This is a genomic window from Photobacterium nomapromontoriensis (genome assembly GCF_050336815.1).
Taxonomy (GTDB): Bacteria; Pseudomonadota; Gammaproteobacteria; order Enterobacterales; family Vibrionaceae; genus Photobacterium; species Photobacterium nomapromontoriensis.
In genome coordinates this window covers 28,411-53,720 of sequence record NZ_JAKJSL010000049.1, presented here as the reverse complement: position 1 = coordinate 53,720, position 25,310 = coordinate 28,411, and the positions used below count along the sequence as shown (strand labels likewise).

23 protein-coding genes and 3 tRNA genes are annotated in these 25,310 nt (G+C 44.9%); 18 read left to right on the top strand and 8 right to left on the bottom strand.

Annotation, left to right across the window (positions count from 1 at the left end; genetic code table 11):
• The first annotated feature begins 19 nt into the window (after positions 1–19).
• From L4D12_RS20405 to L4D12_RS20395, 3 genes are all read left to right on the top strand, one after another.
• Complete coding sequence (locus L4D12_RS20405) at positions 20–697, top strand: TPR domain-containing protein (protein WP_428449673.1); 678 nt, start codon at positions 20–22, stop codon at positions 695–697.
• Between the two features lie 217 nt (positions 698–914).
• Entirely contained in the window at positions 915–1,448 is a 534-nt protein-coding gene (locus tag L4D12_RS20400; protein WP_428449672.1) for a DUF2975 domain-containing protein, read from the top strand.
• Between the two features lie 9 nt (positions 1,449–1,457).
• Positions 1,458–1,682, top strand: a complete 225-nt coding sequence (locus L4D12_RS20395; protein WP_428449671.1) for a helix-turn-helix domain-containing protein — start codon at positions 1,458–1,460, stop codon at positions 1,680–1,682.
• A 136-nt stretch (positions 1,683–1,818) separates the two neighbouring features.
• On the opposite strand, the gene L4D12_RS20390 is transcribed toward L4D12_RS20395, so the two are convergent.
• The 4 genes from L4D12_RS20390 to nrfA all read right to left on the bottom strand — a co-directional run bounded on the left by L4D12_RS20390 (position 1,819) and on the right by nrfA (position 6,176).
• Complete coding sequence (locus L4D12_RS20390; RefSeq protein WP_428449670.1) at positions 1,819–2,814, bottom strand: hypothetical protein; 996 nt, start codon at positions 2,812–2,814, stop codon at positions 1,819–1,821.
• 20 nt (positions 2,815–2,834) lie between these two features.
• The gene (locus tag L4D12_RS20385; protein ID WP_428449669.1) at positions 2,835–4,094 is read right to left on the bottom strand and encodes a cytochrome-c peroxidase; all 1,260 of its coding nucleotides are present in this window, start codon (positions 4,092–4,094) and stop codon (positions 2,835–2,837) included.
• Positions 4,078–4,491 (bottom strand): FixH family protein, encoded by a 414-nt coding sequence (locus L4D12_RS20380; protein WP_428449668.1) that lies wholly within the window; start codon positions 4,489–4,491, stop codon positions 4,078–4,080. Before L4D12_RS20380 ends, L4D12_RS20385 begins: the two co-directional genes overlap by 17 nt.
• A 248-nt stretch (positions 4,492–4,739) precedes the next feature.
• Complete coding sequence (gene nrfA / locus L4D12_RS20375) at positions 4,740–6,176, bottom strand: ammonia-forming nitrite reductase cytochrome c552 subunit (protein WP_428449667.1); 1,437 nt, start codon at positions 6,174–6,176, stop codon at positions 4,740–4,742.
• 556 nt (positions 6,177–6,732) lie between these two features.
• Between nrfA and nrfB the strand changes: the two genes are divergently transcribed.
• From nrfB to nrfF, 6 genes are read left to right on the top strand one after another with little or no spacing between them, the layout of a single operon-like run.
• Positions 6,733–7,335: a cytochrome c nitrite reductase pentaheme subunit gene (nrfB, locus tag L4D12_RS20370; RefSeq protein ID WP_428449666.1), complete on the top strand. Its 603-nt coding sequence runs from the start codon at positions 6,733–6,735 to the stop codon at positions 7,333–7,335.
• A gap of 9 nt (positions 7,336–7,344) precedes the next feature.
• Positions 7,345–8,034 (top strand): cytochrome c nitrite reductase Fe-S protein, encoded by a 690-nt coding sequence (gene nrfC, locus L4D12_RS20365; RefSeq protein ID WP_428449665.1) that lies wholly within the window; start codon positions 7,345–7,347, stop codon positions 8,032–8,034.
• On the top strand, positions 8,031–8,990 hold the full coding sequence (gene nrfD, locus L4D12_RS20360) for a cytochrome c nitrite reductase subunit NrfD (protein ID WP_428449664.1): 960 nt from the start codon (positions 8,031–8,033) through the stop codon (positions 8,988–8,990). The genes nrfC and nrfD overlap by 4 nt, the downstream gene beginning before the upstream one ends.
• 51 nt (positions 8,991–9,041) lie before the next feature.
• Positions 9,042–11,027: a heme lyase CcmF/NrfE family subunit gene (locus tag L4D12_RS20355; RefSeq protein ID WP_428449663.1), complete on the top strand. Its 1,986-nt coding sequence runs from the start codon at positions 9,042–9,044 to the stop codon at positions 11,025–11,027.
• 8 nt (positions 11,028–11,035) lie between these two features.
• Complete coding sequence (locus L4D12_RS20350) at positions 11,036–11,623, top strand: DsbE family thiol:disulfide interchange protein (RefSeq protein ID WP_428449662.1); 588 nt, start codon at positions 11,036–11,038, stop codon at positions 11,621–11,623.
• Positions 11,604–12,077, top strand: coding sequence for a heme lyase NrfEFG subunit NrfF (gene nrfF / locus L4D12_RS20345; protein ID WP_428449661.1), 474 nt, complete (start codon positions 11,604–11,606; stop codon positions 12,075–12,077). Before L4D12_RS20350 ends, nrfF begins: the two co-directional genes overlap by 20 nt.
• A gap of 119 nt (positions 12,078–12,196) precedes the next feature.
• Here nrfF and brnQ (L4D12_RS20340) read toward each other — a convergent pair whose 3' ends face one another.
• Both brnQ (L4D12_RS20340) and brnQ (L4D12_RS20335) read right to left on the bottom strand, forming a co-directional pair.
• Positions 12,197–13,492, bottom strand: a complete 1,296-nt coding sequence (gene brnQ / locus L4D12_RS20340; protein WP_428449660.1) for a branched-chain amino acid transport system II carrier protein — start codon at positions 13,490–13,492, stop codon at positions 12,197–12,199.
• A 460-nt stretch (positions 13,493–13,952) separates the two neighbouring features.
• A complete protein-coding gene (gene brnQ, locus L4D12_RS20335) occupies positions 13,953–15,293 on the bottom strand; it encodes a branched-chain amino acid transport system II carrier protein (protein ID WP_428449659.1) in 1,341 nt (446 codons plus the stop codon).
• Positions 15,294–15,797: 504 nt separating this feature from the next.
• Here brnQ (L4D12_RS20335) and L4D12_RS20330 point away from each other — a divergent pair.
• The 9 genes from L4D12_RS20330 to L4D12_RS20290 all read left to right on the top strand — a co-directional run bounded on the left by L4D12_RS20330 (position 15,798) and on the right by L4D12_RS20290 (position 22,709).
• Complete coding sequence (locus L4D12_RS20330) at positions 15,798–17,906, top strand: alkyl/aryl-sulfatase (RefSeq protein WP_428449658.1); 2,109 nt, start codon at positions 15,798–15,800, stop codon at positions 17,904–17,906.
• A gap of 185 nt (positions 17,907–18,091) precedes the next feature.
• Complete coding sequence (locus tag L4D12_RS20325) at positions 18,092–19,009, top strand: sugar kinase (protein WP_428449681.1); 918 nt, start codon at positions 18,092–18,094, stop codon at positions 19,007–19,009.
• Between the two features lie 179 nt (positions 19,010–19,188).
• A tRNA-Cys gene (locus tag L4D12_RS20320) sits at positions 19,189–19,262 on the top strand.
• A gap of 2 nt (positions 19,263–19,264) precedes the next feature.
• A tRNA-Gly gene (locus L4D12_RS20315) sits at positions 19,265–19,340 on the top strand.
• Between the two features lie 82 nt (positions 19,341–19,422).
• Positions 19,423–19,509, top strand: a tRNA-Leu gene (locus L4D12_RS20310).
• Between the two features lie 219 nt (positions 19,510–19,728).
• Entirely contained in the window at positions 19,729–20,469 is a 741-nt protein-coding gene (locus L4D12_RS20305) for a 5-oxoprolinase subunit PxpA (RefSeq protein ID WP_428449657.1), read from the top strand.
• Positions 20,466–21,176 carry a 5-oxoprolinase subunit PxpB gene (gene pxpB, locus L4D12_RS20300; RefSeq protein WP_428449656.1) on the top strand — a complete coding sequence of 237 codons (711 nt, stop codon included), beginning with the start codon at positions 20,466–20,468 and terminating at the stop codon, positions 21,174–21,176. The genes L4D12_RS20305 and pxpB overlap by 4 nt, the downstream gene beginning before the upstream one ends.
• Positions 21,158–22,099, top strand: a complete 942-nt coding sequence (locus L4D12_RS20295) for a 5-oxoprolinase subunit C family protein (protein ID WP_428449655.1) — start codon at positions 21,158–21,160, stop codon at positions 22,097–22,099. The genes pxpB and L4D12_RS20295 overlap by 19 nt, the downstream gene beginning before the upstream one ends.
• A 46-nt stretch (positions 22,100–22,145) precedes the next feature.
• Positions 22,146–22,709, top strand: a complete 564-nt coding sequence (locus L4D12_RS20290; RefSeq protein WP_428449654.1) for a gamma-glutamylcyclotransferase family protein — start codon at positions 22,146–22,148, stop codon at positions 22,707–22,709.
• A 50-nt stretch (positions 22,710–22,759) separates the two neighbouring features.
• Here L4D12_RS20290 and L4D12_RS20285 read toward each other — a convergent pair whose 3' ends face one another.
• Complete coding sequence (locus L4D12_RS20285) at positions 22,760–23,500, bottom strand: DUF3108 domain-containing protein (RefSeq protein WP_428449653.1); 741 nt, start codon at positions 23,498–23,500, stop codon at positions 22,760–22,762.
• A 152-nt stretch (positions 23,501–23,652) separates the two neighbouring features.
• Positions 23,653–25,197 carry a long-chain-fatty-acid--CoA ligase gene (locus L4D12_RS20280; protein WP_428449652.1) on the bottom strand — a complete coding sequence of 515 codons (1,545 nt, stop codon included), beginning with the start codon at positions 25,195–25,197 and terminating at the stop codon, positions 23,653–23,655.
• Between the last annotated feature and the right edge of the window lie 113 nt (positions 25,198–25,310).

Sequence of the window (25,310 nt, the reverse complement as noted above, 5' to 3'; positions counted from 1 at the left end):
GAAAATGGTTGTCTGGCTCATGCAATATATACTCTTCTCATTACTACTTGGTGTGGCAGTTGCAGGGCTTCTTTGGTATGCCTATCAAGCTCGAAAATGTAGCTCTCGACAGGTATGGGGGATCAGCATTGCGGTTTGTCTTTTCTCGCTATTTGCCTATGGTTGGCTGGGGACGCCGATTGCTAGTGAAATGAGCAGCATAAAAGCAGAGTTAGATACCAGTGATACCACTGACGTGGTTATGGATGAGTTGGGCTCACAGGCTACGCCATTACAAATACGTATTGATAATTTGCAAAACCAATTACGCAAAGATACTCAAAATGGTGAATTATGGTATGCCCTTGGTAATGCCTACATGTATGAGAACGCGTTTGATAAAGCGCAAATTGCTTTCTCATATGCCTTACGGTTAGCTCCAGAACCTCAGACTAATATCTATACCGCGTTAGCAACATCCAGTTATTATCAGCAAGGCCAGCGTTTTACCCCTGAAAGCCAAGCTTGGCTGGAGAAAGCATTACAGTTAGATGCTGATAATATTTCAGCGCTTATGCTGCTGGCATCAGATTATTTTCTGACGGCGCATTATCAAAAAGCCATCGATACCTGGCAGAGAGCACTTGATACCGAACGCAGTGATTTAGATCGCGTTGCCATTATTAATGCTATTAATCAGGCAAAAGGGCTGCTGTAATCTTTCCATGATATTCATGCTTTTGAATTAGCTATGGGTGCCAGTTTTCGTTATTTGATTTGCTTGTTTAATCTGTAAGATTTTTTGTCTGTAATCAACCATGTTGATGGAGTGAACTATAAACAATAAGAAATTATCGTAAAACGATAAGTTTTTATTGTATTACGTTATGATTATCAGGTAGTATCACGCTATCAACTTAATATGAGAAATCAACATGGATAATCTACAAAGTATTCGAACGCTTAGTAATCGTTTATTAATTGGCTTATGGGCAGTACTTATCATTAACCCTATATTTACCGCTACGATGTGGTTTAGTAGTGTTTATACGCCTAATAATGAGTTTTTCTATTCTGACTTCTCATTTCCTGTTGAGCTTCCTTTAAGTACAGGCCATGCTATTGTGGGTTATTTGGTCATTAATTTAACTGTAATTGTTGCGTCATTGATTACTTGGCAATTGATTAAATTATTTCAGCTATACAGTCAGGGAGAGATTTTCACCCTTAATAATATTAATCATTACAGAGCTATTGGTAATCTAATGATTCTTTACGTCTTGGTTGGTTGTTTAGATGGGCTATTATTAGGGCCTGCGCTAACCTATGGTCAGGAAGAAATGAGTTTTTGTTTTGATATCGCAGACAGTGATATCGCATTGTTGGTTTCTGGGGCTATTATCCGCTTAATTGCCAAAGTCATGACTGAGGCCAAAGGGCTTTATGACGAACAGTCTTTAACGATTTAGAGTATTAATATGCCTATAATAATTAATTTAGATATCATGCTCGCAAAAAGGAAAATGCGCTCAAATGAGCTCGCTGCACTGATTGGTATTACTGAGCAAAATCTATCCGTGTTAAAACGAGGAAGGGCAAAAGCAATTAAATTGCAAACTCTTGATAGTATTTGCCATCATTTACAATGTCAGCCCGGAGACATCCTTGAGTATGTCTCTGAAATTCATAGTGATAATGACTAAAAATAAAATGCCCAGCGTGTATTTACAGCGCTGGGGCATTAATGATGGCTCCCACATTTTTGTTCATTCCTGATCTGTGCCATGCATCCTATGTGCTCCCTCGCATTCTATTGTCTGTGTGCTGGGTATGTTTAATTTACGTTTTCTTCTGCTTGCCAGCCTCAACGAACAAGATAAATACCACGGTAATAATTGGCATGTGTCCGACTAACTCCTCTTTGCCTGAAAGCATAAAAGTGATTGCAAAAATAGTGAGCAGCAAAGCATAAATGATCCGGTTTGCAAGGTTGGCGATAAGTAAAATGCCAATGATTGCTTCACTGATTCCGACAAAGAAGACAAAGTGAAGATTACTAATTTGGGGAAGATGAAGCAGTGGGAAGAAGTTGTAATAGTCATTTTGATTGACGAATTCTAACGCCATACCCGGCAACATCAATTTATTGTGGATCCCTAACTCCAGTAGTTGCAGTCCTAATCCGATACGGATGAGCTGCACGGCTATATTCCGCCATTGATCTTTGTCTTGTTGCCATAATTGGCATAATTGAAAGTCATTTTTGTTTAGGCTAGGACCGATAAAAAATAACGCAAGTCCAAGAAAGAGAAACTCAAAAAGGTAGTCAAGTGCGATAAAAAATGGGAAAAAGACTAACAAAGCCAGTGATGTGGCTGCGATTGCAATCCCTGTCAGGCTGACAGAAACAGCCATAAGCACGATAGCTGATGCTTGAACAATGACGCCATACAACGCCAGTTGTGGTGATAAGTAGAGGTTTGGGGCAAGAAACTCTCCCTGCAACAGGTTGACCGCAAAGTAAATATTTACGATAAACACTAACAGATACCACATCCAAGGGTGAGAGGTCACAATGGGTCGAGTCAATCCTGTTTTGACTTTGCTTGGCAAGATCGGAGCATAAGAGAGCATCGTAGCGATAAAAAATAACCCGAGTGTGGTCACTGCGATGATCAGTGCAATGTTATCTGAGGGGAGACGTATGTCAGGGTTTGTCCCATCAGCGATAAACCACCTGACATGCGCATAACTGGATTGACTAAAGCCCATAGCCACCAGAGTGATAATGATGTAGAGCCATTGTTGGTAATGAACCAGATGTATCCTTTTCATATATTGTCCCCCGAATGTGGCTATTTTGCTGAGTTGTTTATCTCTTCACCGGTCAACGTTAAGAGAAAAGCGCTAAGTTGGTTGATTTGATAAGGTAATAATTTCAAAGCGACTAAATCGGTATGTGTGCCAGACGGCGTCGCTGCACGGTTGTAATAGCGGAGTACTTCTTTAAGCGTGTTAAATTGCCCAGCATGCATATAAGGGGCGGTGTGGGCAATATTCCTCAGGCTGGGTACTTTCGTTGCCCCCTTCAGCTCATCAGTCCCTCGTTTACTGAAAAGCAATTCTTTACACTGTGCCGAATCACTATTGCTATAGCGGCCCAAGCAATTAAAGGGATCGTCATGAGCATATTCAATACCGGCAAAATGTCCTTGTAATGCGGCGGGATGAGGGGAGGGAACCGTGGTGACATGAAAGCCGCCATTTGTTAACAGAGGGCCATTGTGGCAACGCAGGCACTTGGTTTGTTCACTAATAAATAGCTTCAGTCCTGCTATCTCATCGACATTTAATATGGCGTGTTCAGCACTTATTTCATTTTCGGGTGCTACGAAAAGTTGATCGAGATAACGGTCAAAGCGAGCCGCTTTAGGCCATAAGGTGGCTTGATATGCGGCAAGTGATTTACCTATGTTGGCAAAAACACGGTTTATACTGATTTGAATGTTGGGGGCTAGCTGTTGCCAGTTCAGTTGTTCTTTGGGTTCGCGGCTATTGGGCGAGGCTTGACTCGGTAAATTCTGCTGAGTAAGCGACCGTGGAATGTCACCAAATACTGATTGGTAAAGCTGGGGGTATCGACGAAGTACGTATTGAACATATTGGGTTCGAGTACCACCGTGTTCAAGGTGGTTTTCTAATGGTTTTAGTGCTTGTGCCCAAAGACTATCCGCACTGCCATCAAGCATATACCAGTTGAAATGCGCCGTCCCCAAGAGTGACGGGACTTGTTTGTCGAGGGTGATTTCACTGTCGTGTGGCAGGGTAAAATAGTTCCCGGGTTGGTGGCAGGTAGCACAAGCAATTTGTTTTGAGCGACTGAGCTCAGTATCAAAAAAAAGTAACTTACCCAGCTTGGCGGCTTGGGGATTATGTAGAAAGGCATTAGAGGGATCATGCACCTCCCATTGTGAGGGAAGACGTAAGCTGTTAAGTATAGCTAATTCTTTATTTGTCCAAGTGATATTCTCAGCCTTGAATATAAATAAGAAGTAATAGGCAGAGATGATAAAAATAACCACAAGTAGGACTAATGCTTTATTTTGCGTTTTCATGATCTAGATCAAGCTCAATTAATATATTAAGGGGTGGCGTTAATTTCAAATTGATTAATTCGATTTCCCATCTACCCGTCATGTTAAATTTTAAACCATCAATAATATATTCTCCTGGCATCGCTTCTTGAATGAGTTTTGGCTGCGTCGGAAAACCGTGTTGATGAGTTGGCATTCCACCATTAACCTCAAAACTCAAACCTTGTACTGGCGCCCCGGTGTTATCTTTTATGGTGATGCTCCAAGATTGTATTTTGTTTAATTTAATTGATTTTTCAATTGGTTGAGCTGTTATCTTATAATGTTCTGATAGTGAGGTAAGCGGTAATGAAGATGAAGCCCACGAGGGATATCTTATTAATGAGACAAATAGAATAACGATATATTTATAATACATACCCAGCCAATATTATTATAATTGTTATTTCAGTGTTGTATTTAAAGGATTGGTCGTCAAGTAAGACACTCAATAAGTTCATGTCATTACAATATTAAAGACGGTTTATATAGTTATAGGATAGTCTTTTACTCAGCCTGTACTATGAGGAAGGTGAGTATTGTTCAATAGATAATAAAAAGCCCCAGCATGTATTTACAGCACTGGGGCAATCATAATAAATCTCAATATTTATGAAACGTTAGCGATTATTTATCGTAAGACGCTTCACGGGCTTTTGCCTGTTTATCCCATTGTGGTACGACGGTTTCTAGGAAATCGTCTTTTTCAGCATTCATCTTGTCCATATCCATACCCAATGCTTGCTGTGCTTTTTCTTTGGTTGAAATGTCAGGGATTTGAACTTCTTCAGTGATGCCTTTGGTTGCGAGTAAGCGAACGACCTTGGTTCGGGCATCGGTTGCTTTGTCCAGCGACGTTCCAAGTACGCGTAGTGCGACCTCAGGGGCATGCATATGCACACCGTGAGAAGCAATGGCATAGTCCCAACGCCATTGAGCATGACGGATATCAGTGAGGATAGGCTTCATCTCTTCATCGGTCGCACCCGCAGCCCAAGCCGCTTTTGCTTCAAAGTGAGCGGCAACAATTTGCTTCTCAGCACGTAGTTTCATTTCAGTTACTTGTGCTTTACGCGTTGAGACTATGCCTTGTAGGGTCGCTTTGTCCTGAGTGTGACAGTTTGCACAGGTATCTTCGAAGCGGTCAAATGGATTACCAACTTTATGGTCAGTGAAGACTTTACCGTCTTCATTTTGGACTTTTGGCATGTGGCAATCGATGCACGTGACATTGTTCTTTCCGTGCATGCCGTCACGCCAAGTTTCATACCCAGGGTGTTGCGCTTTTAGCATCGGAGCTTTAGACACGGCATGGGTCCAGTCTTTGAAACCGATATCATCGTAGTAGACTTCCATTTCATCAACGGTGGTGCCTTTATCCCAAGGGAATTTTACGGCTTTGGTTGGACCGGTGAAGTAGTATTCAACATGGCACTGACCACAGACTTGGGCTTGTTGATCAAGGCGAGATTGATCTTCAAACTTCATATCGATGGCTTCCATCGCGCGCTCAACATAAGGACGAGACAGGGTGAGGGCGGGTTTACCTTGCTTGAAGTCTTCACTGCCAGTGTCATGGCAGTCAGCACAGCCGATAGGATTGTTAATTTCAGATCCTAAACGCGCCCACTTGCCTTCAAAGTAGCCATCTTCGCCGCGTTCATTAATTACACGGGCAACATCGGGACTTTTACAGCTCCAACAAGCCATTGGCATCGGGCCTGAATTGGCATCTTTTGGACCGCCAGTACGTAAGGTTTCGCGTACATCCGTGACCGCGTAGAAGTGACCTCGGGCTTTGTTATAGTCTTTGGCAAAACCATATCCGGCCCAGAGAATGACCATGTTAGGGTCTTCTGCTAATGCGTCTTCGATTTTTTCACTATTTTGAGTGGCTTCCCAGGTTTTATATTGGTCAGCATGATCCTTCGCAAACGTTGAGTTACGTGCTTCAATCGGGGTTGTTTCATTAGTGTCAGACGCCGCAGACGCATTCGCTGAAAGGCATATTGCAGACAGTAATGCTGCAACGGCGGCAGTATTTCTCGTCCATTTCATACTCACTGTGTGTACTCCATAATTTTTCTTTATAAATAGAGCCAAGCGTTGTGAATGCAGCTATTTGATACAAGAGAATTGGAGTTCTTATTTAGAATATCAGAATGATAACAATGAGTTTAAAAAGGATTTTATTTATTGTTTTAGATCAAAATAGAAATGCTGATAACGGGAGCAAGGTTAATGTTTTAACATGTTACCCCTTTTGGGGTATTTACATCAATTGTGATAAATAACGTGATGCTTGATTTTTGTTTTTATAAAACAACACGTTATGATAGTTATTTAATTTGATCTAAATCAGAAAAACGTCTCGGTAACAATATTTTATCGTATATTTGCAATTTAGTTCATGTATTCACATCTTGAAATATTGTTTAATAATCATGTTGAGCGTTGTGGCTTATGTTGATGCAAATAAGAATTGATTTCAAGTGAGGTTGATAATTATCGCACTTATCATAATTACACTGTCACTATGTTGTGGTGTAGTTAATTTGTATATCAGCACCGGTTACTTTTCAGATTTGAAAAGTAATTATGGAAGATGAAAAGGTGAACAATGGCCACTTATAAAGTAGCCCTAAATAGCGTGGTAACCCTGTTTGTTGCTATGTGTATTTGGGGTTTCTCAATAAATGTTGCCGCAGACTCTCAGCCCGCAGAAGCCACATCAGTTAGTTCTTCTGTTTCCAGCCAGGAGTTGGGTCGACATGTAGTTGAATTCAATCGGGATCGCGATTACGCCTGTACGCAATGCCACAAAGATGAAAAAGACACCCTCAAGGGCGCGCATAGCGACGCCATTCATGCACAAACCAACCGTAATATAACCTGCGTGGATTGCCACAGTAATGTGGGTAAAGATCACCGTGATGGTGCGCCTGTCGTGACTAAATTTGCCCCCTCGCAATCTGTCGCGGGTAGCGAAAAAACAGCGGCGGATGTTGCTTGGATCACCCAGCAAAATGAAACCTGTGTTGAGTGTCATGATCCGAAAGATCTCCGTGAGGTGAACTGGATCCATGACGTTCATGCGGTTGATCTCTCTTGCGCCTCTTGCCATACCATCCATCCGCAAACGGATCCGATGAAAGGTATCGATAGAAAGTCGAAGATCAAGCTTTGCGTCGACTGCCACTCAGATCTAAAAAAAGAGAAGTAGGGGGAGAGTATGACGTGTTCAAGACGTAATTTTCTGGCAGGGGCTGGGGCGGTGATCTTCACAACTGGTGTCGCGGCAAGCAATTTGCTCGGAAGGCAGACACTGGCGGCAACCATGGAAGATGGAATTAAGCGCTATGGTATGGTCCATGACGAAACCTTATGCATTGGGTGTACCGCTTGTACCGATGCCTGCCGCGATGTGAATAAAGTGCCGGAAGGGGTCTCTCGGTTAGAGATTGTGCGTAGCGATCCTCAGGGTGAATATCCGAATGTTGACTACAAGTTTACCCGTATCTCTTGTCAGCATTGTGATAATGCCCCTTGTGTGCATGTCTGCCCAACGGGGGCGGCCTATAAGGATCCTGAAACAGGGATTGTGGACGTTAATAATTTCAAATGTGTTGGGTGTGGTTACTGTCTGGCGGCGTGCCCTTATCAAGTACGCTTTGTGAATCCGGAAACCAAATCGGCGGATAAATGTGATTTCTGTAAGAAGACTAACTTGAAAGAAGGTAAGCAGCCTGCGTGTGTAGAATCTTGCCCAACCAAGGCGTTAACCTTTGGTGATCTTAATGATCCTCATAGTGAAATTAGTCAGCTGATTAAGCAAAAGCCGGTCTATCGCCAAAAAGTGGACTTAGGCACTCAGCCTAAGCTGTACAAGGTGCCACATGGAAAAGGGGAGATAGAAGGATGAGTATGACATTTGCAGATGCCTTTTATTTTGATTCATTAGTTTGGGATTGGATCATTGCGGTTTACTTATTTCTGGCAGGCATGTCAGCAGGGGCTGTGATGATTGCAATTTATTTGAAACGTAAGGTGATTGAGGGTTATCCCGCCAGTAATGGCATCATCAAGGCCACCGCGATACTGGCTCCGTTCGGTATCATCGCGGGTTTGCTGATATTGATCTTCCACCTCACTAAACCGTTGTCGTTTTGGAAAATCATGATTTTCTATAATCCGACGTCAGTGATGTCGATGGGGGTAATACTCTTTCAGGTATATCTGATCGTCCTGTTCGCCTGGATTGCCATCATCTACAAAAATGAGTTACTGAATGTGCTGGGTAATCGTTTACCGATTGTTGGTAAGGTTATGGCGGTTATTTCACGGTTTGAAAATGCAATTGAACTGTTTCTTGGGTTCTTGGCTTTGGTACTGGCTGCCTATACCGGTTTTCTGTTGTCTGCGTTACAGACCTACCCATTGTTGAATAATCCGGTTCTGCCTATCCTGTTTTTGTTCTCCAGTTTGTCCTCTGGCGCAGCAGCGTGTCTGTTGTTTGGCGTTACGGTGTTCAAAGAATCAGCGCATAGCGCCAGTGTTCGCTGGATCCATCGGTTTGAACGGCCTGTTGTGATGTTTGAGTTGTTTGTTATTTTTGCGCTATTCACTGGTTTGTATTTTGGTGGTGGGCAGAGCCAAGCGGCGGCAATGGCAGCGATTGGTGGTGGCTTTTGGGCGAGCTGGTTTTGGTATGGTGTGATTGGTATGGGTATGCTGCTACCGCTTGGTTTAAATGCTGTGAGTCCTGCAGGAGTACGCCATAACATCGCCTTTATCATGTTAGTCACGACGGTAAGCTTGATAGGGGTATTGATGCTGCGAACCTTTATTTTGTATGCCGGTCAGATCACAACGTTGTAGAAAAAAAGAGTGTCACAGCACAAGCTGTGACACTCTGCACAAGGAATTTAAATGCTCCCAGAAGTTGGACATTTCGCATTAATTTTAGGGATGGTATTCGCGCTGGGCGGGAGTATTGTGCCCGTTATCGGCTTAGTCAAAAAGGATCCCTATCTTACCGGTTACGCATGGCCATTTAGTTATGGCGCGTTTGTGTTTATCACCTTATCAATCCTGATATTGGGCGCTTGCTTTGCGACGGATGATTTTTCCGTAACTTACATTGCCCATCATTCGAATACACAACTTCCCTTCTTTTTTAAAATTGCAGCAGTGTGGGGTGGCCATGAAGGGTCGTTTTTGTTCTGGCTGTTCTCTCTTGCGGGTTGGGCCGCTTTGGTCGCTTGGGTATGCCGTGATCGGGATGAAGCGTTTATCTCCCGGGTTCTGGTGACGTTATCGTTGCTGGTGTGGATGTTTAGTGTGTTTGTATTGCTGACATCGAACCCTTTTGAACGGTTATTTCCTATTCCGTTTGAAGGGCGAGATCTTAATCCGATGTTGCAAGATATCGGGCTGATATTTCATCCTCCGATGCTGTATCTGGGCTATGTGGGGTTTGCCGTTAGCTTTGCGTTTGCCATTGCAGCATTAACGGGTGAGCAGGCTGAAGAATCATGGGCAAAATGGAGTCGACCTTGGACAGTGGCGGCATGGGTGTTTCTGACTGGCGGAATTGGATTAGGATCATGGTGGGCCTATTACGAATTAGGTTGGGGGGGCTGGTGGTTTTGGGACCCGGTTGAAAATGCCTCTTTGATGCCTTGGCTGACAGGGACTGCACTATTGCATTCGTTAATGATCACCGAGCAAAAGAAAGCATTGATGGGCTGGAGTCTGTTGCTGGCGATTTTTACTTTTTCACTTAGCTTATTAGGCACGTTTATTGTGCGCTCAGGGGTGCTAACGTCAGTTCATGCTTTCGCCGTTGATCCGACTAGAGGGGTTGCTCTGTTGAGTATTCTTGCTCTGATTTTGACGGTAGCGTTAGGACTATTTGCCTTGCATGCCGGACGGTATATTGTGCCTGCAAAATTTGGATTTTTGTCCAAACAAGCCATGTTTATGATTGGCAACAGTTTGCTGACTGTCGCAACATTAACGGTATTGTTGGGGACATTCTATCCCTTGATTTTCCAAGCGTTGGGGTGGGGAAATATTTCGGTCGGTGCGCCGTATTTTAACGCTATGTTTATTCCGATGAGCTTTGTGTTGTTTATGTTCATGGGGTTCGGGGTATTGATCCGTTGGCACCGTGTCAGCATTGATGATCTGATCACCCGTGCATTGGCACCTATGTCTATTTCTATCGTATTGGGTGTTGCCTTGTCTGTGATGTTTGACAGAGGGGTTAATCTCACGGTTTGTCTTGCCTTCACAACCGCGCTGTGGATAACGCTGACAGCGTTACAATCGATCTATATGCGGATTGTGGCACGTCGAGCTGGTCGTACTATTTCATTATGGAAACCGACAGCGATGCTACTGGCCCACGCAGGTGTCGCTGTCACTATTATTGGGGCTGCCTTAGTCAGCTTCTATAACGAGGAAATCAGTGACAAGATGGGACCTGGCGATAGTGTGGCGTTAGGGGAGTATCATTTTTCTTATCTGCAAACTGATCTGCTGGTGGGGGCGAACTTTACCGCGGAGCAGGCCAATATCATGGTGACGAAAAGCGGGAAAGTTATTGCCATTGTTACACCGCAACGTCGTCATTATACGGTCCGTACGATGAATATGAGCGAGCCCGGTATTGCGTGGTTCTGGGATGGTGATATTTATATCACGCTGGGTGAGAAATTGAGTCGTACAGATTACGCGATGCGCATCCAGTATAAACCGTATGTGCGGTGGATCTGGTTCGGTGGCGTGTTAATGATGTTGGGTGGGGCAATGGCTTTAGTGACAGTGCGACGACAGCGACAGCCACATAGCGCGTTACCACCGATCGAAAGTATTCCCGTCAAAACAGTTTCTGTTGAATTGAATAAGTAGTGGTGAAGATGAGATTGAGAATACACCAACGATTATTGCCACTGTTGATCACTAGCGTGCTGCTGGGGATGATTGCGTTGGCGATGCTGAAGCACAACGCTGGATCAGGATCGGGTTCTGGCGTACCAACTCTGGCCAATAAGCCTATGCCAGAATTTAGGTTGGATCAATTGGATGGTCAGGAAGTGGCTGATCAGTCATTGTTTATGGGTGATCTGACTCTGCTGAATGTATGGGCGTCTTGGTGCGGTATTTGTAAGAGTGAACATGGCCTCTTAATGTCATTGGCTGAGCAAAATGCGATTCGGCTCGTAGGTCTGAATTACCGTGATGATCGGCTTGCAGCAAAGCAAGAATTACAGCGTAGTGGTAATCCATATCAAACGGTTTTGTATGATCCGAAAGGTATACTGGCGATAGATTTGGGCGTTTATGGTACACCGGAAAGTTACTTGGTTGATGGCAATGGAATGATACGTTATCGCTATGTCGGGGCACTGGATGAGCAGGTTTGGCAGCAAGCGTTTCTGCCCGTGCTCCAACGGCTAAAACAGCCAGAATTACAAGGAGAAAGCGATGCATTGTCATCGTATTAAGTACTTAGTGAATATATTGGCTCTAATGATGGTCTGGATGTTATCTTTGCCAACCCGTGCACAAGTTGATCAGGTATTTATCGTGGCTGATACCGAGTTGGTGGAATCGGTAGAAACATTTCAATTTCGCTCTGCGACAGAGCAGCGGAGGGCGATTGAATTATCTCGCCGTTTACGGTGCCCACAATGCCAAAATCAGAACTTGATTGAGTCTAACTCTCCGGTGGCCAAAGATCTGCGGCTGAAGGTTTACCAGATGGTGAACGAAGGTAAACCCGATCCCATTATCATTGAATACATGACATCACGTTTCGGTGATTTTGTCCTGTATAAGCCTAAGCTCAATGTTCAAACGTTAGTGTTATGGGGGGGGCCATTTGTGTTGTTATTTGTATTTGGCATGATAATTATTATGACCATCCGCAGGCAACAGCGTACATCTTCTTCTGTGTGATTTTCTCATTTAAATGAAAGCATTAAAAAGGCCAGCCTAAACAATGCTGGCCTTTTATTTGTAGCTTCAATCTAGTCTCTGCTTCTTGCTTCTTGCTTCTTGCTTCTTGATCCTAGACCCTATGCCGCTTCTGCGCTTAATTTTGTTGATGATCGAAAAGATCGAGCGAGCAAGACCATACTGCAAGGTAAGAACCAGCTGGCGTGAGCGCTATATAGCGGTAGCCAGCTCGTCAGTATGTTATTGAGCGCTGTCGGCATCATATCCAGAATACTTACTGCATCGAGTGTGCCAAAGATAAAGGCTGTGATGATCATTGCGATATAGGTATTGGCATACTTTTTATCGCCCGGATAGAACAGCGCCGCCAGAATCAGGGCGATGGCGACCGGGCAAAGAATTAAGATAGCTGGCAAGCTGAGTGCTAGGATCTGGTTAAGGCCGATATTGGCAATCAGGCAGGTTGCTACAACGACGATAGTTGCACTACGACGAAAAGGTACGTTAAACGTCTGCTGGTAATACTCGGTACAGGCATTAGTTAGACCAACAGTGGTTGTCAGGCATGCCATGATGATAATGGCCGCCAGTAGATATTGACCATAATCGCCAAAAGTATGGGCAACATAGCGACTCAGTAACTCGCCACCATTGGTTGCGCCTGCTGCAATCGGGGAAGATGTCGCACCAACAAAGCCCAGAGCCAAATAACATGCGGCCATCAGTACGGCGTAAATCAGCGCAACTTTTAGGGTGATTTTCGCGACAGCTTTAGCACTGGTCACGCCTTTATTATTGATGTTCTTAATCACAACCCAGCCAAAGCCAACCGCAGCGATAGCATCCATCGTCATATAGCCTTGTACTAGCCCTTGAGTCAGTGCGCCTGTTGCGAAATCTGCCTGTGGAATTTGTGGTGGTGCAAGCGGGGAAATCATTGCTGTGAAGGCTAGTACACAGAGCATTACGATCAGCAGGGGGGTCATAATTTTGCCGATGTAATCGACTAGTTTTCCCGGACGGAAAGCGAGTAAAAGTGTGGCAGCACAGAAAAGGATGGAGAACAAGGTCAGGTGATCATCGGTAACGAAAGGGCTAATACCCATCTCATAAGCTACTGTCACTGCACGAGGCATGCTGAAGGCCGGACCAACTGCGGTTAGAAGAGCAACCCAAATCAGCGTTGCCAGCCCGTTTGGCAGTGGGTTGGTGAGCTGGCTGCTACTGCTCAAGCGGCCGAAAACGATCAAGGTTAACGCTGGAAGACCCACTGCGGTGATCAAGAACCCAGCCATTGCCGGTAGAAGCTGGCTACCTGCTTCCAGTCCGAGGAATGGTGGAAAAATGATGTTGCCAGCACCGAGGAACATGGCAAAAGTCATGAGCCCGATGGCAAGTATGTCGTTTGTTTTCATTGAACGGATCCTGTTTACATACCAAAAACATATTAGTTTGGTATTGGCTATTTGGACCGTCAGTTTGCTGGGAGGAAAAGAATAAAGATGAGTCATTCTCCGTCAGCATGGCTGACGGAAAAGGCCGTCAGCCTAGATAACGATGACTAGGACGACGACAGAAACAATTGAAAGTGTTGCACGCAACATCGTGCGCTTGGAGGTTTCCAAGAACGATTCAGTGATCTGAGCGATGTTTAATAGGGTTGAATACATAGTGTGTAGTCACTTAATTACGGGCAACGCAAACAACATATAAGTAATTACGCTATCTGTAAATACCGAATGGGTATTTTTAGTCACTTATTATTCTAGAGACGAGGAAAGAATGTTGCGGAGGAGTAGCATGTCTTGCGCAGAATATAGCCCTCTACAGTGCAATTACAGTAGCACTGTAGAGGAGTTGATCATTGTCGGAGTGTTACTTGATGTTTGATGCTTTTCCATCGAGGTTAGCAAGATGAACAAGGTCTTGTTGATCATCTTCAGTTTGTCGGCTTAACCATTTACTGACTGCTATCGTGGCAAACACAGGAAGTAACCAACTGGCATGAGCCGCAAATAGTGGGACATGTTTTGCCAGCGGAGCTGACAGCGTTCCAGGTAATAAATCCAGAATATTCAGGGCATCCAAGCTGCCGAAAGCGAGGGCGATGGCCATAATGACGAGATAAACCGGGAAATAACGTTTGGTTGTGGGTAGGAAAAGGGCGGAGAGCACGAGCGCAATGGCGATAGGGCATAAAACGAGTATCGCGGGCAGGCTGATCGCCAGGATATGATCCAATCCGAAGTTGGCGATGACACCAGTCATTGTTGTGACGATAGCCGCCGTAAACGCAAATGGGGCCCGAAAGGTTTGCTGATAGTATTCAGCACATGCATTGGTTAGTCCGACGGTGGTAGTCAGGCATGCCATGATGATGATGGCACCTAGCAGATATTGGCCTAGTGGACCGAAAACAGCCGCAACGTAGCGAGTGAGGATCTCCCCACCATTTGTTGCACCTTCAGCAATGGATGCAGAAGTAGCACCGACATAGGCCATCGCTAAATAACAGGCTGACATTAGCACGGCATAAATTATTGTCACCTTGACCGTGGCCGTAAAGACATCACGGGATGATGAGCAACCGGTATCGCGGATCGCTTTGATGATCACCCAACCGAATCCGACTGCTGCGATAGCATCCATGGTCATGTAACCCTGGATCAAGCCACTGGTGGTCGCTTGGTGCTGATAGTCACCAATGGGAGCTTCGAGTAAACCCAGCGGGGTAATGATTGCCGCTAATCCCAATGCAGCCAGCATGAAGACCAATAATGGCGTCATGATTTTGCCAATGTAGTCGACCAGTTTGCCTTGTTGGAAAGCGAGTAATAAGGTTGCTCCAACGAAAAAGATAGAGAACAGCATCAGGTGATCGCCAGAGAAGAAGGGCTTTATGCCCATTTCATAAGCGACGGTAACAGCGCGAGGCATGCCGAATGCTGGTCCGATTGCCGTAAAAAGTAATACCCAGAATGTAACAGCAAGAGGCTTGGGCAGGGCTTGAGTTAATTGTCCACTGTCACTCAATCGTCCCAGTACAATCAGAGTAAGTGCTGGCAGTCCAACAGCGGTTAGTAAAAAACCCAGCATAGCTGGAAGGTAATGCGTGCCCGCTTCAAGGCCAAGCAAAGGTGGAAAAATGATATTTCCTGCCCCTAAGAACATGGCAAATGTCATTAGGCCAATGGCTAGTATGTTGTGTTTTTTCAATGGACAAGTCCTCGTGCTGTTAAGCAACGTTTTTATTATGGACCGTCATATTGGCTGAAGAAAAAGAGGAGAGAAACTCAGCAATTCTTCCATCAGCCAGGCTGACGGAAGAGGCCGCCAGCCTAGTTAATAATCACTAGAATGACAGCAATAATGCCTGATGTTAGGCACGATACAGCACCGAGCATGGCTTTATGTAAAGCAGCAGATTGTCGGGCTGGGAAAAAAGGCATTAATAATATCCTAGTGGTTTATCGTGCAATTAAGCACAACATATAGCTAAAAAATTACAAAGTAAAGCCACTGGCGGTAAAAATATCGCCTGTGGGTATTTGTTTGATGTGAATTGCCTGTCATTTTCATCAAGTTGTTATCGTCATGTCTGGATTTCAGAACATTGTCTTTAAACTGGTATTCTGCCTTTTTTTGAGTGATCTAGGCTGTTAAAGAGTGCGACAAAATATGCTCAGTGAGTCCAATACTCCAAACAGTAAGGGATAATCAATGAATAAGAAGGTCATAACCGTTTTTGCCATTAGCGTGGCTTTATCTGGGATACAAAACACGGTGCTGGCGTCGGGTGGGGGTGAGGTGTTGTCTGATCCCGGTGCAGCAGAAGGAAAACATTTCGATCCTAAAGGTAAGTCGCCGTCAGATCATACGATTAAGCTGCAACAGCAACAGCGAGAATCATTACCATTTGATGATAAACGAGATTTTGATGAGGCAAAAAAAGGATTCATTGCCGCTCCAACCTACAAGCAAATAAAGTCAGAAGACGGTAATGTGGCTTGGGATATGGCGAGTTACGAATGGCTTTTGCAAGATAAAAGTTTTGACAGTATTCATCCGTCGTTGCAGCGTCAGGCTGTGTTAAATATGGCGTATGGTCTGTATGAAGTTGTTCCTGATAAAATCTATCAAATCCGTGGTTTTGATTTGGCCAATATTACCTTTATTAAAGGTAACACGGGCTGGATTATCTTTGATCCATTGACCGCGAAAGAAACAGCGGCAGCCGCTTTAAAATTTGCTAATGAGCAACTAGGTGAACGCCCCGTTGTTGCGGTCGTTTACTCGCATTCTCATGCAGATCATTTCGGGGGGGCCCGCGGAGTCTTGACTGACGAGCAAATTAAATCAGGGAAAGTGAAAATCATTGCTCCAGAAGGATTTATGGAGCATGCAGTCGCAGAAAATGTATACGCTGGTAATGCAATGAATCGCAGACTATTTTTCCAGTATGGCGTGTTGCTGCCTCGCAGTCCATTTGGTCATGTCGATCAGTCTATCGGAAAGAATACGGCGGCAGGCACCACAGGTTTAGTGCCGCCTAATATGTATATAAAACATGATACGGAAACGCACACCATTGATGGTGTAGAGATGATTTTTCAGAACACACCCGGTACCGAAGCTCCAGCAGAAATGAATACCTATTTCCCTGACATGAAAGCGTTTTGGGCGGCTGAAAATATTACTGGCACGGTACATAACATCTACACCTTACGTGGTGCCTTGGTACGTGATGCGCTTGAGTGGTCAAAGCAGATTAATAACGCGTTATATTTGTTTGGACAGGATGCGGAAGTGATGTTTGCCTCTCACAGCTGGCCTCGCTGGGGAAATGCTCGCATTCAGGAGATCATGCGATCACAGCGTGACATTTATGCCAACCTGAATAATGAAGTTTTACACCTCGCCAACCAGGGGGTCACGGTTAATGAGGTGCATAATCAGTATAAACCGCCTAAGAGTCTGCAAGAGCAGTGGTCAGCGCACAGCTATCACGGTTCTGAGGCCCACAACAGCCGCGCGGTGATAAATCGTTATCTAGGATACTGGGATGGCAACCCAGCTACATTGATCCCATTATCACCTCGAGATTCCGCGCCGCTGTATGTTGAGATGATGGGCGGGGCAGATAACATCCTCAAAAAAGGTCAGGAGCTTTATGACAAAGGGGAGTATTTAATGGCCTCTGAAATCTTAAATAAGCTGGTCTATGCTGAGCCTAGTAATCAGAAGGCGAAAGACTTATTAGCTGATGTGTTTGAACAAGTTGGTTTCCAGCAAGAAAGCCCGAGCGTACGGAACAGTTTTCTTGCGGCTGCGTACGAATTACGAAACGGCATACCCACAGGAGCGACACCCAAAACGTCAGGACCTGATGTTATCCGAGCCATGTCAACAACGTTGTGGCTTGATTTTCTCGGGGTGCGGTTAGACAGTGAAAAAGCCGAAGGGACTGAATTTGTGATTAACCTCGTGACACCGGATAACGATGAAAAGTATGCGGTCGAACTGAGTAATTCGACCTTAACAAATATTGAAGGACATTTAGCGCCCAATCCCGATCTTACAATCACGATCGATCGCGCTGATCTTGAGCAAGTGATGATGGGGGCGGTGTCGATGGATGAGCAGATTGATAATGGTAAAGCGAAATTGGAAGGCGATCGTGCTGTAATTAATCAGCTCAAAGGAATGCTCACCAGCTTTACGCCCGACTTTGAGTTGATGCCCGGTACTAAAAATTCAGATTCAACGGCGACAGACGCGAAAGAAGCGACATTTGCCCAACCTGAGTTGGGTAGTACAGAGGGAGGCTAAGCCATGCTAAATGAGGTTGATGTGTACATCGCTTCAGGGCGACATCATCCTGACAAAACAATCGTCTAAAACTAGTCAAAATGCAGGTCTTTGTGGTGATGTAAGGCCTGCATCTTCAATTACGCTTTAATAAACACGAACAAGATTAAGGCGTAAATGTGAAGATTGCATTTTTTGGTGAGTGTATGGTGGAGTTAAGCGGCCAACCACTGCAACGTACCTTTGGTGGAGATACGCTGAATACCGCATTATACCTGTCACGTCTAGGCGAAAGCCGAAACATTACCGTGAGTTATGCGACTGCTTTAGGGGTTGATAATATCAGTCAGGACATGCTTGCGTCTTGGCAGCGAGAAAACATAGAGACCTCAATGGTCCGTTCGCTTGATAATAAGTTACCCGGTATTTATTTAGTTGAAACTGAGCCTAGTGGGGAGCGTCATTTCCACTATTGGCGTAATGACAGTGCCGCAAAATTCTATTTTTCCCTTCCTTCAACGCCATTGGAGCGAGCAATTGAGCATCATGACTTTGATGCACTATATATCAGTGGGATAAGTTTGGCGATTTTGGCGGAGGATGCCAAAGCCATTTTGATCACTTTACTTGAAAAGCACAAGGGTAGAGGTGGAAAAGTACTGTTTGATAATAATTTCCGTCCACAGATCTGGACATCAAAGCAAGCTCAATACTGGTATAGCCAAGTGCTCCCCTTTGTTGATATTGCTTTAATTAGTGAGGCTGATGATCACCGCATTTGGGGGGAGGGGGATATTGTACAGCGATGCAAGGCGTTTGGATGTGGCGAAGTAGTGATTAAACGTGGAAGCGAACCTTGCCTTGTGGTCACAAACCTTCAGTCAGGCAGTTCAAATGTTTACCATGTCAGTGCGAATAAGGTTGCAAAGGTCGTTGATACTTGTGCTGCCGGGGATTCATTTGCTGCTGGGTATCTGGCTGCTCGTTTGAGTGGCGGTAGTGCAATGGTATCAGCGGAGTTGGGTCATCAGTTAGCTGCGATTGTCATTCAATACCCTGGAGCCATTATTCCATCTGAAGCAATGTATGAATTGTCGGCTGGTCTCGGTGATAACCACAAATAATGAATTGCTTGTTTTTAGGATATAGTCAACTAGCGAGAGGTTGAATTGCATACTCTTATTGATATTCAGTACAAATATCAGGCGATTGGATTTTTTTGTATAAATTATTTGTTGACTCAAGGCGTGCTTTACGTAGAATGCAACCCATACCGCAGCGGCACTGCTCGTTAGGTATAGAAGGCGCGTTGGCAGAGTGGCTATGCAGCGGATTGCAAATCCGTGTACCTCGGTTCGACTCCGGGACGCGCCTCCATTGCGACACTAGCTCAGTTGGTAGAGCGCAACCTTGCCAAGGTTGAGGTCACGAGTTCGAACCTCGTGTGTCGCTCCAAATAAATTGCGATATGGCTTTTAGCGGTATCAAAGATGGTGTTTAACTTATTCAGTTAGCGCATCGCAATACAGAATTGCGTGCCCTGGTGGTGAAATTGGTAGACACAAGGGATTTAAAATCCCTCGACGTTCGCGTTGTGCCGGTTCAAGTCCGGCCCGGGGCACCATCTCATTAGAAAGGCTTACCGAAAGGTAAGCCTTTTTTCTTGTCTGCTATTTTTATTTTTGTATTCTTTCGCACCTCGCACCTCGCACCTCGCACCTCGCACCTCGCACCTCAGTTCTAATCCATATCACTTTTCAAATTCAGTGAAAAAATATTCTCGGCGTTTTGTATTTTGAGGTAACGTGGGTATATCGATTTAATCAGTGCACAAGGATGAGCGATGAAGCTGAACTGCGATATGGGAGAGAGTTTTGGCTGCTGGAAGATGGGGAATGATGCGGCAGTAATGCCATGGGTAGACATGGCTAATATTGCCTGTGGTTTTCATGCGTCTGATCCAGACAATATGACTGCGACCATCAAACTGGCGATAATGCATAAGGTCGAGATTGGTGCTCATCCCGGCTATGACGATAAGCTGGGCTTTGGTCGTCGCACGATAGCACATACTTCTGTGGCTATTACATCTTTAGTGGCTTATCAGGTGGGCGCGCTGGAGGCGCTTTGTCAGCTACAGGGTGCATCAGTCAATTATGTGAAGCCTCATGGCGCGCTATATAACGATATGATGGCGGATACTGATATTTTCTGTGCGATATTAGCGGCTGTTGCTGGGCTGAATCAACATCGTGCGACACCATTGAAGTTGATGATTTTAGCGCGGGGGAGTAACCAGCATTATCAGCAGTTGGCAATGGCAATGCACGTGGAATTGCTCTATGAAGCCTTTGCTGATCGGGCCTATGATGACAGTGGAATGCTGGTGGCGCGGCATGTGGCAGGTGCGGTTTACCATGATAGTCAGCAAATTCGAGCTCAGGTCGCTAAACTCGCTCAAGGGGGCGTAATGACCGTAACGGGAAAGCAATTAGCTTTACAGGTCGATACGGTATGTGTACACGGCGATAATGACGAGTCGATAGCGACGGTAAAGGCCCTGTATGAGGATCTTCATCCATGATCCAGATCCTGCCAATTTCAGAAACGAATGTGATGATTTATTTGGGTGATCAGATAGATGTGTCTCTGACGCAGGTCATCAGCGCCTGGGTTGAACAGCTTCATCAACTCGCTCATCCAGCCATTATAGAAGTGATCCCTTCCTATACATCAATCTTGATCCAGTACCAGCCACGCATGATCTCTTTTGCTGAATTGACAGGTATATTGCGCGATCTTGATGCGCATTTAGATGACATCAAATTATCAGGCAGTCAGCAGAGTGAAACTAAACACATTATTCTGCCTGTGTATTACGGGGTAGATGTTGGACCGGATTTACTGCCTCTAGCGCGCAGTAAGGGATTAACCGTAGAGCAGGTGATTAAGTTACATAGCCAGAAAACCTATACAGTGAGTGCCATTGGTTTTGCGCCCGGTTTTGCTTTTTTGGCAGCCGTTGATGAGGCAATTGCGATGCCTCGTCATCGAGAACCACGTGCTTTGATCCCGGCAGGAAGTGTTGGTATTGCAAATCAACAAACGGCGGTTTATCCATCCGCTTCACCCGGTGGATGGCAGATCATAGGTAATTGTCCCCTTGCGTTATTTTCACCTGATATGATGCCGATGACGCCTTTTAGTGTGGGTGATACGGTTACTTTTACGCCTATCTCACAAGCGCAGTTTGTCCAGCAAGGAGGTGAGTTATGCCCGAGTTGGAAGTGATCCATCCAGGAATGCAGTGTTTGATCCAAGATATCGGGCGCTATGGTGCTGCAGAGCAAGGATTGAGTCAGGGCGGTGCTGTTGATCTGCACGCCCATTGCTGGGCAAATTATTTAGTCGGGAATGATCCCAATAGTCCGACCATCGAAATTACCTTGGGTCAGGCACAATTTCGAGCAACGGATGACTGCTTAGTGGTGCTGACAGGGGCCGATATGCATCCGACACTAGCCGGAACGCCGGTGCCTAACTGGCACAGTTTTGTTATGAATAAAGGGGAGTGCCTTAAACTCGGCATAGCCCGTCATGGTTTACGTGCTTACCTTGCGGTTCGGGGTGGTTTTGACGTGCCAAGCGTATTGGGGAGTTGTTCAGCAGTACTTCGTAATAAGATCGGCGGGTTAGTTCCGGGGCTGCCGCTAACCCATAATGACAGGATTATAATCAATCACCATGAGGTGATTCCTCTCGATGAACTGGAAGGGCGTCAGGCCGCTGCTCGATTTGTTCCAGACTATTCGCTACCGATCACCTTGAGGGTGATCGAATCTTATCAAAAAGCGATGTTTCAATCGGTTGAAAAAAAACGCTTCTACACCAGCAACTATACTGTTAGTCAAGACGTTGATCGGATGGGCTATCGGTTGGTAGGCCCAGCGGTTAGTGCCGATGTTGATGGTATTATTTCTGAAGGTATTGCCTTAGGGGCGATTCAGTTTCCACCTAATGGCCAACCGATTGTGTTACTTAATGATCGACAGACATTGGGGGGATATCCAAAGTTGGGATGTGTCGCGCGGGTCGATCTCCCTCGGTTAGCACAGGCAAGACCAGGGGATGTTGTCGAGTTTCGTTGTGGTGATTTAGCCGTATTGACTGAAGAGTGGCAGCGTTTTTCACGGTTTTTTGGCTTATCGATTTAATCATTCTTAACACGTAAAAGCGCAGGATTTGTAGGCAGGGATTATTATGTATATTTTTGGTTATGGCAGTTTGATAAATCGTCACTCTCGTACCTTAACAGGACAAACACAGGAAGCCATTCCGGCGACAGTAAGTGGATTACAGCGTCATTGGGGTAAAGTTGAAGGTAATTATCCCATCTCCCCGTTGGTTGCTGCTGTCGGGGAAGGGATGTGTAATGGGGTATTGGTTAGCGTGGATAAATCGGCACTGGCACAGTTTGATCAGCGTGAACGAGGCTACAATCGTATTGAGTTAGATCCGATGCAATTTGAGACTCCTCATCTATTTGATACCAATCAACCAATATGGGTTTATACCAAGTCACTACCAGAGCCCCCATGCATGATAAAACCAATAATGCAGACTTATGTTGACACGGTTTTATGTGGATGTTTGTCGATTTCGGATGATTTCGCTAAGACTTTCATTGATACCACTCAGGGGTGGCATCATCCATTAGAAAATGATCGGCATCAGCCAAAATATGGGAATTTTGCTGGCGTGCGCAATGAGCATATTGCGCATATAGACAGATTGCTAACGACAGTGAGGACGACCTGCCATTAAGCATGGATATTTAAGGTAGCTTGGGTATAAACAGGCCGCTAAGGGTGTTGTTATAAATTAAGCGCGACAGTACATATTATTTGTTTATTAAGCAGTGTTGCTTTAAGGTCGAGAATGTTACGTTTATAAGTCGCTTTGACGAGTTGGTAATCAATGTCGGGTGAGAACCACATAACCAGTTTTCGATCTTTCTTTCTTATCTGTTCAACTTTGAATGCGGTGACTTTTCCGAAATTAGAGTTGATAGTCTCTTTACCTATTACTTTGAAATAATAGTGATTAACATCATCTGACCCTTGTAGCTTGTAATCAAAATCTTTCTTTCCTTGAATCAGAGCTAATCGTATATCGCTGCTAATGGCATCGATATCCAATAAGGGAAGAGCCGTACTGGTAAATGACAATTTTTTATTATCGGTAGTAACGGTAGATTGCTTTCCTTCAGCGGTAAACGTTGCATTGGTGGTTTCGGTTATTAAACCATTCACGTGTCGTGTGAATTTTTTGGTGACAAAAGATTGTTGTTCAGGTGACCAGTAAATCATACTTTGCTGTTTAAAAAGAGTTTTTGTTGCAAGTACATTAATCTTGCTGGAGGATAATATGGTGGCATGATTGTTTTTCCAGCGTAGGCTTCGGCTTAATTGGCCTATTTTTATGTTATTGAAAAAGAGTTGATAAATAAACGTTTTGGTACAGTTATTAAGGCCAAGATCAGGGTCAGAGCTTGCGTAAGCGGTAGTGGATAATGTCGCGTAAATAAGAAATAGCAAAGAAAGCACTGCTTGCACATTGATGCCTCATAACGTCATACTGAAAGTATTAAGTTAGCAGTGAGGCCTTGGTTGTGCCACCTTAGAGGGGGGCGAAAATATTTAGCCAGAATAATAGTAGGCAGGATGATATACCCAAGCGACCTCATGCGATCACTTGGGTATAAGGGTTACTTCAACATCCGCTTTAATATTTTACCAGTGGCCGTCATTGGAAGTTCTGTCACAATATCAAGCATGCGAGGGTACTTATAATCGGCCAAGCGTTCTTTACCCCAGTGAATGAGATCTTTTTCTGTCGAGGTTGCATTTTCTTTTAGGATAACAAACGCTTTCGCTTCCTCACCGTAAGTTTTGTGAGGAATCCCGATAACCGCGACCATATGAACATCAGGATGACCCATGAAGGTCTCTTCAATATCACGCGGGTAGATATTAAAGCCTCCGCGAATAATCACCTCTTTTAAGCGATCGACAACGTAAACGTATCCTTCGTCATCCATTCGGACAATGTCACCGGTATGAAGCCAGCCATTCACCACGGTTTTTGCGGTATCATCCGGTTTTTTATAGTAGCCTTTCATTACATTATGGCCACGGATTAAGAGTTCACCTTCTTTACCGCGTGCAACTTCGTTACCGGCATTATCAACCACTTTCATGGTCACGCCGGGCAGCGGTTGTCCAATACTTCCCGGTTTGCGTTCGTACTCTAAGTGATTGAATGCGGCTACTGGTGATGATTCTGATAGACCATAACCTTCAATCACAGGAACATTCAGTTTGGCTTCAAATTGCTTGAGGATTTCAACGGGCATAGATGCGCCACCTGAAATCGCAACTTTTAAGTTTGCAGCGATGTCTTCAATATAATCGCCGCCATGTTTTTCAGCAAAAGCGAGCAGGCCAATAAACATGGTTGGTACCCCCGCGAGGTGGGTTACTTTGTGGGTCTGCATTTGCTGCATCACATTTTTAGGTACGAAACGTGGGATCAGAACCAATGCGCTGCCAGCCAGAATGGATGTATTCATGATCAGTGATTGGCCAAAGGTGTGAAATAGCGGCAATATTGCAATACTGACATCGGTCCCTTTTTGATTCGTCAGTGCCTGACACGCTTGCGCATTACAAAGCATGTTGCTCTGGCTTAATTCTGCGCCTTTTGCTCGTCCGGTTGTTCCAGAAGTGTATAAAATAACGCAGGTATCTTCTGCTCGGCGGTAGACGGCATCAAATTTCTCAAGATCTGATTGAAGCCACTGATTGAAGCGATGTGCGCCTTCAGGTAGTGCGGTGCCAGCGCCGGACTCAATCGTGATGAAGTGCTTGCAGTTTGGTGATTGATTGAAACCCTCCAAACAGTACTCCCCACAGGGTAATGCACTATTACCTTCAAAACTGATCAGAGCGACCGCATCGGCATCATCAAGGTGATAGGCCACTTCTGGGCCTTTTAACATGACGTTGAGTGGCACCGTCACTGCACCGAGTTTTTGAATCGCATAGTAGCCGATAATAAATGCCGGAGTATTTGGACAAGAAATGGCGATTTTGTCGTCAGCTTGAATACCGAGTTCTTTGAGATGGTTGGCCACTTTGTTGACCATGATGTTGAGAGTTTGATAATCGATTTTATCGTCATTGAAAATCAGCGCGGTATCGTGACCTCGAAAGACAGCATTACGCTCAAGGTTAGTTGCTAAGTTATACAAGACAGCGTCCAAAAAGTTTATTCATGATTGCCATCATTTTATACCTAAGTCACTTAAAGGTGTGCGTTGTTGCGCTAATTAATTACATTTCAATTGTTACTTTGCTGGTGGCA

Bases quoted from the DNA above. Each gene is read 5' to 3' on its own strand.
- L4D12_RS20405 (WP_428449673.1), top strand. From the start codon at position 20: ATGCAATATATACTCTTCTCATTACTACTTGGTGTGGCAGTTGCAGGG.
- L4D12_RS20400 (WP_428449672.1), top strand. From the start codon at position 915: ATGGATAATCTACAAAGTATTCGAACGCTTAGTAATCGTTTATTAATT.
- L4D12_RS20395 (WP_428449671.1), top strand. From the start codon at position 1,458: ATGCCTATAATAATTAATTTAGATATCATGCTCGCAAAAAGGAAAATG.
- L4D12_RS20390 (WP_428449670.1), bottom strand. From the start codon at position 2,814: ATGAAAAGGATACATCTGGTTCATTACCAACAATGGCTCTACATCATT.
- L4D12_RS20385 (WP_428449669.1), bottom strand. From the start codon at position 4,094: ATGAAAACGCAAAATAAAGCATTAGTCCTACTTGTGGTTATTTTTATC.
- L4D12_RS20380 (WP_428449668.1), bottom strand. From the start codon at position 4,491: ATGTATTATAAATATATCGTTATTCTATTTGTCTCATTAATAAGATAT.
- nrfB (WP_428449666.1), top strand. From the start codon at position 6,733: ATGGCCACTTATAAAGTAGCCCTAAATAGCGTGGTAACCCTGTTTGTT.
- nrfC (WP_428449665.1), top strand. From the start codon at position 7,345: ATGACGTGTTCAAGACGTAATTTTCTGGCAGGGGCTGGGGCGGTGATC.
- nrfD (WP_428449664.1), top strand. From the start codon at position 8,031: ATGAGTATGACATTTGCAGATGCCTTTTATTTTGATTCATTAGTTTGG.
- L4D12_RS20355 (WP_428449663.1), top strand. From the start codon at position 9,042: ATGCTCCCAGAAGTTGGACATTTCGCATTAATTTTAGGGATGGTATTC.
- L4D12_RS20350 (WP_428449662.1), top strand. From the start codon at position 11,036: ATGAGATTGAGAATACACCAACGATTATTGCCACTGTTGATCACTAGC.
- nrfF (WP_428449661.1), top strand. From the start codon at position 11,604: ATGCATTGTCATCGTATTAAGTACTTAGTGAATATATTGGCTCTAATG.
- brnQ (WP_428449660.1), bottom strand. From the start codon at position 13,492: ATGAAAACAAACGACATACTTGCCATCGGGCTCATGACTTTTGCCATG.
- L4D12_RS20330 (WP_428449658.1), top strand. From the start codon at position 15,798: ATGAATAAGAAGGTCATAACCGTTTTTGCCATTAGCGTGGCTTTATCT.
- L4D12_RS20325 (WP_428449681.1), top strand. From the start codon at position 18,092: ATGGTGGAGTTAAGCGGCCAACCACTGCAACGTACCTTTGGTGGAGAT.
- L4D12_RS20305 (WP_428449657.1), top strand. From the start codon at position 19,729: ATGAAGCTGAACTGCGATATGGGAGAGAGTTTTGGCTGCTGGAAGATG.
- pxpB (WP_428449656.1), top strand. From the start codon at position 20,466: ATGATCCAGATCCTGCCAATTTCAGAAACGAATGTGATGATTTATTTG.
- L4D12_RS20295 (WP_428449655.1), top strand. From the start codon at position 21,158: ATGCCCGAGTTGGAAGTGATCCATCCAGGAATGCAGTGTTTGATCCAA.
- L4D12_RS20290 (WP_428449654.1), top strand. From the start codon at position 22,146: ATGTATATTTTTGGTTATGGCAGTTTGATAAATCGTCACTCTCGTACC.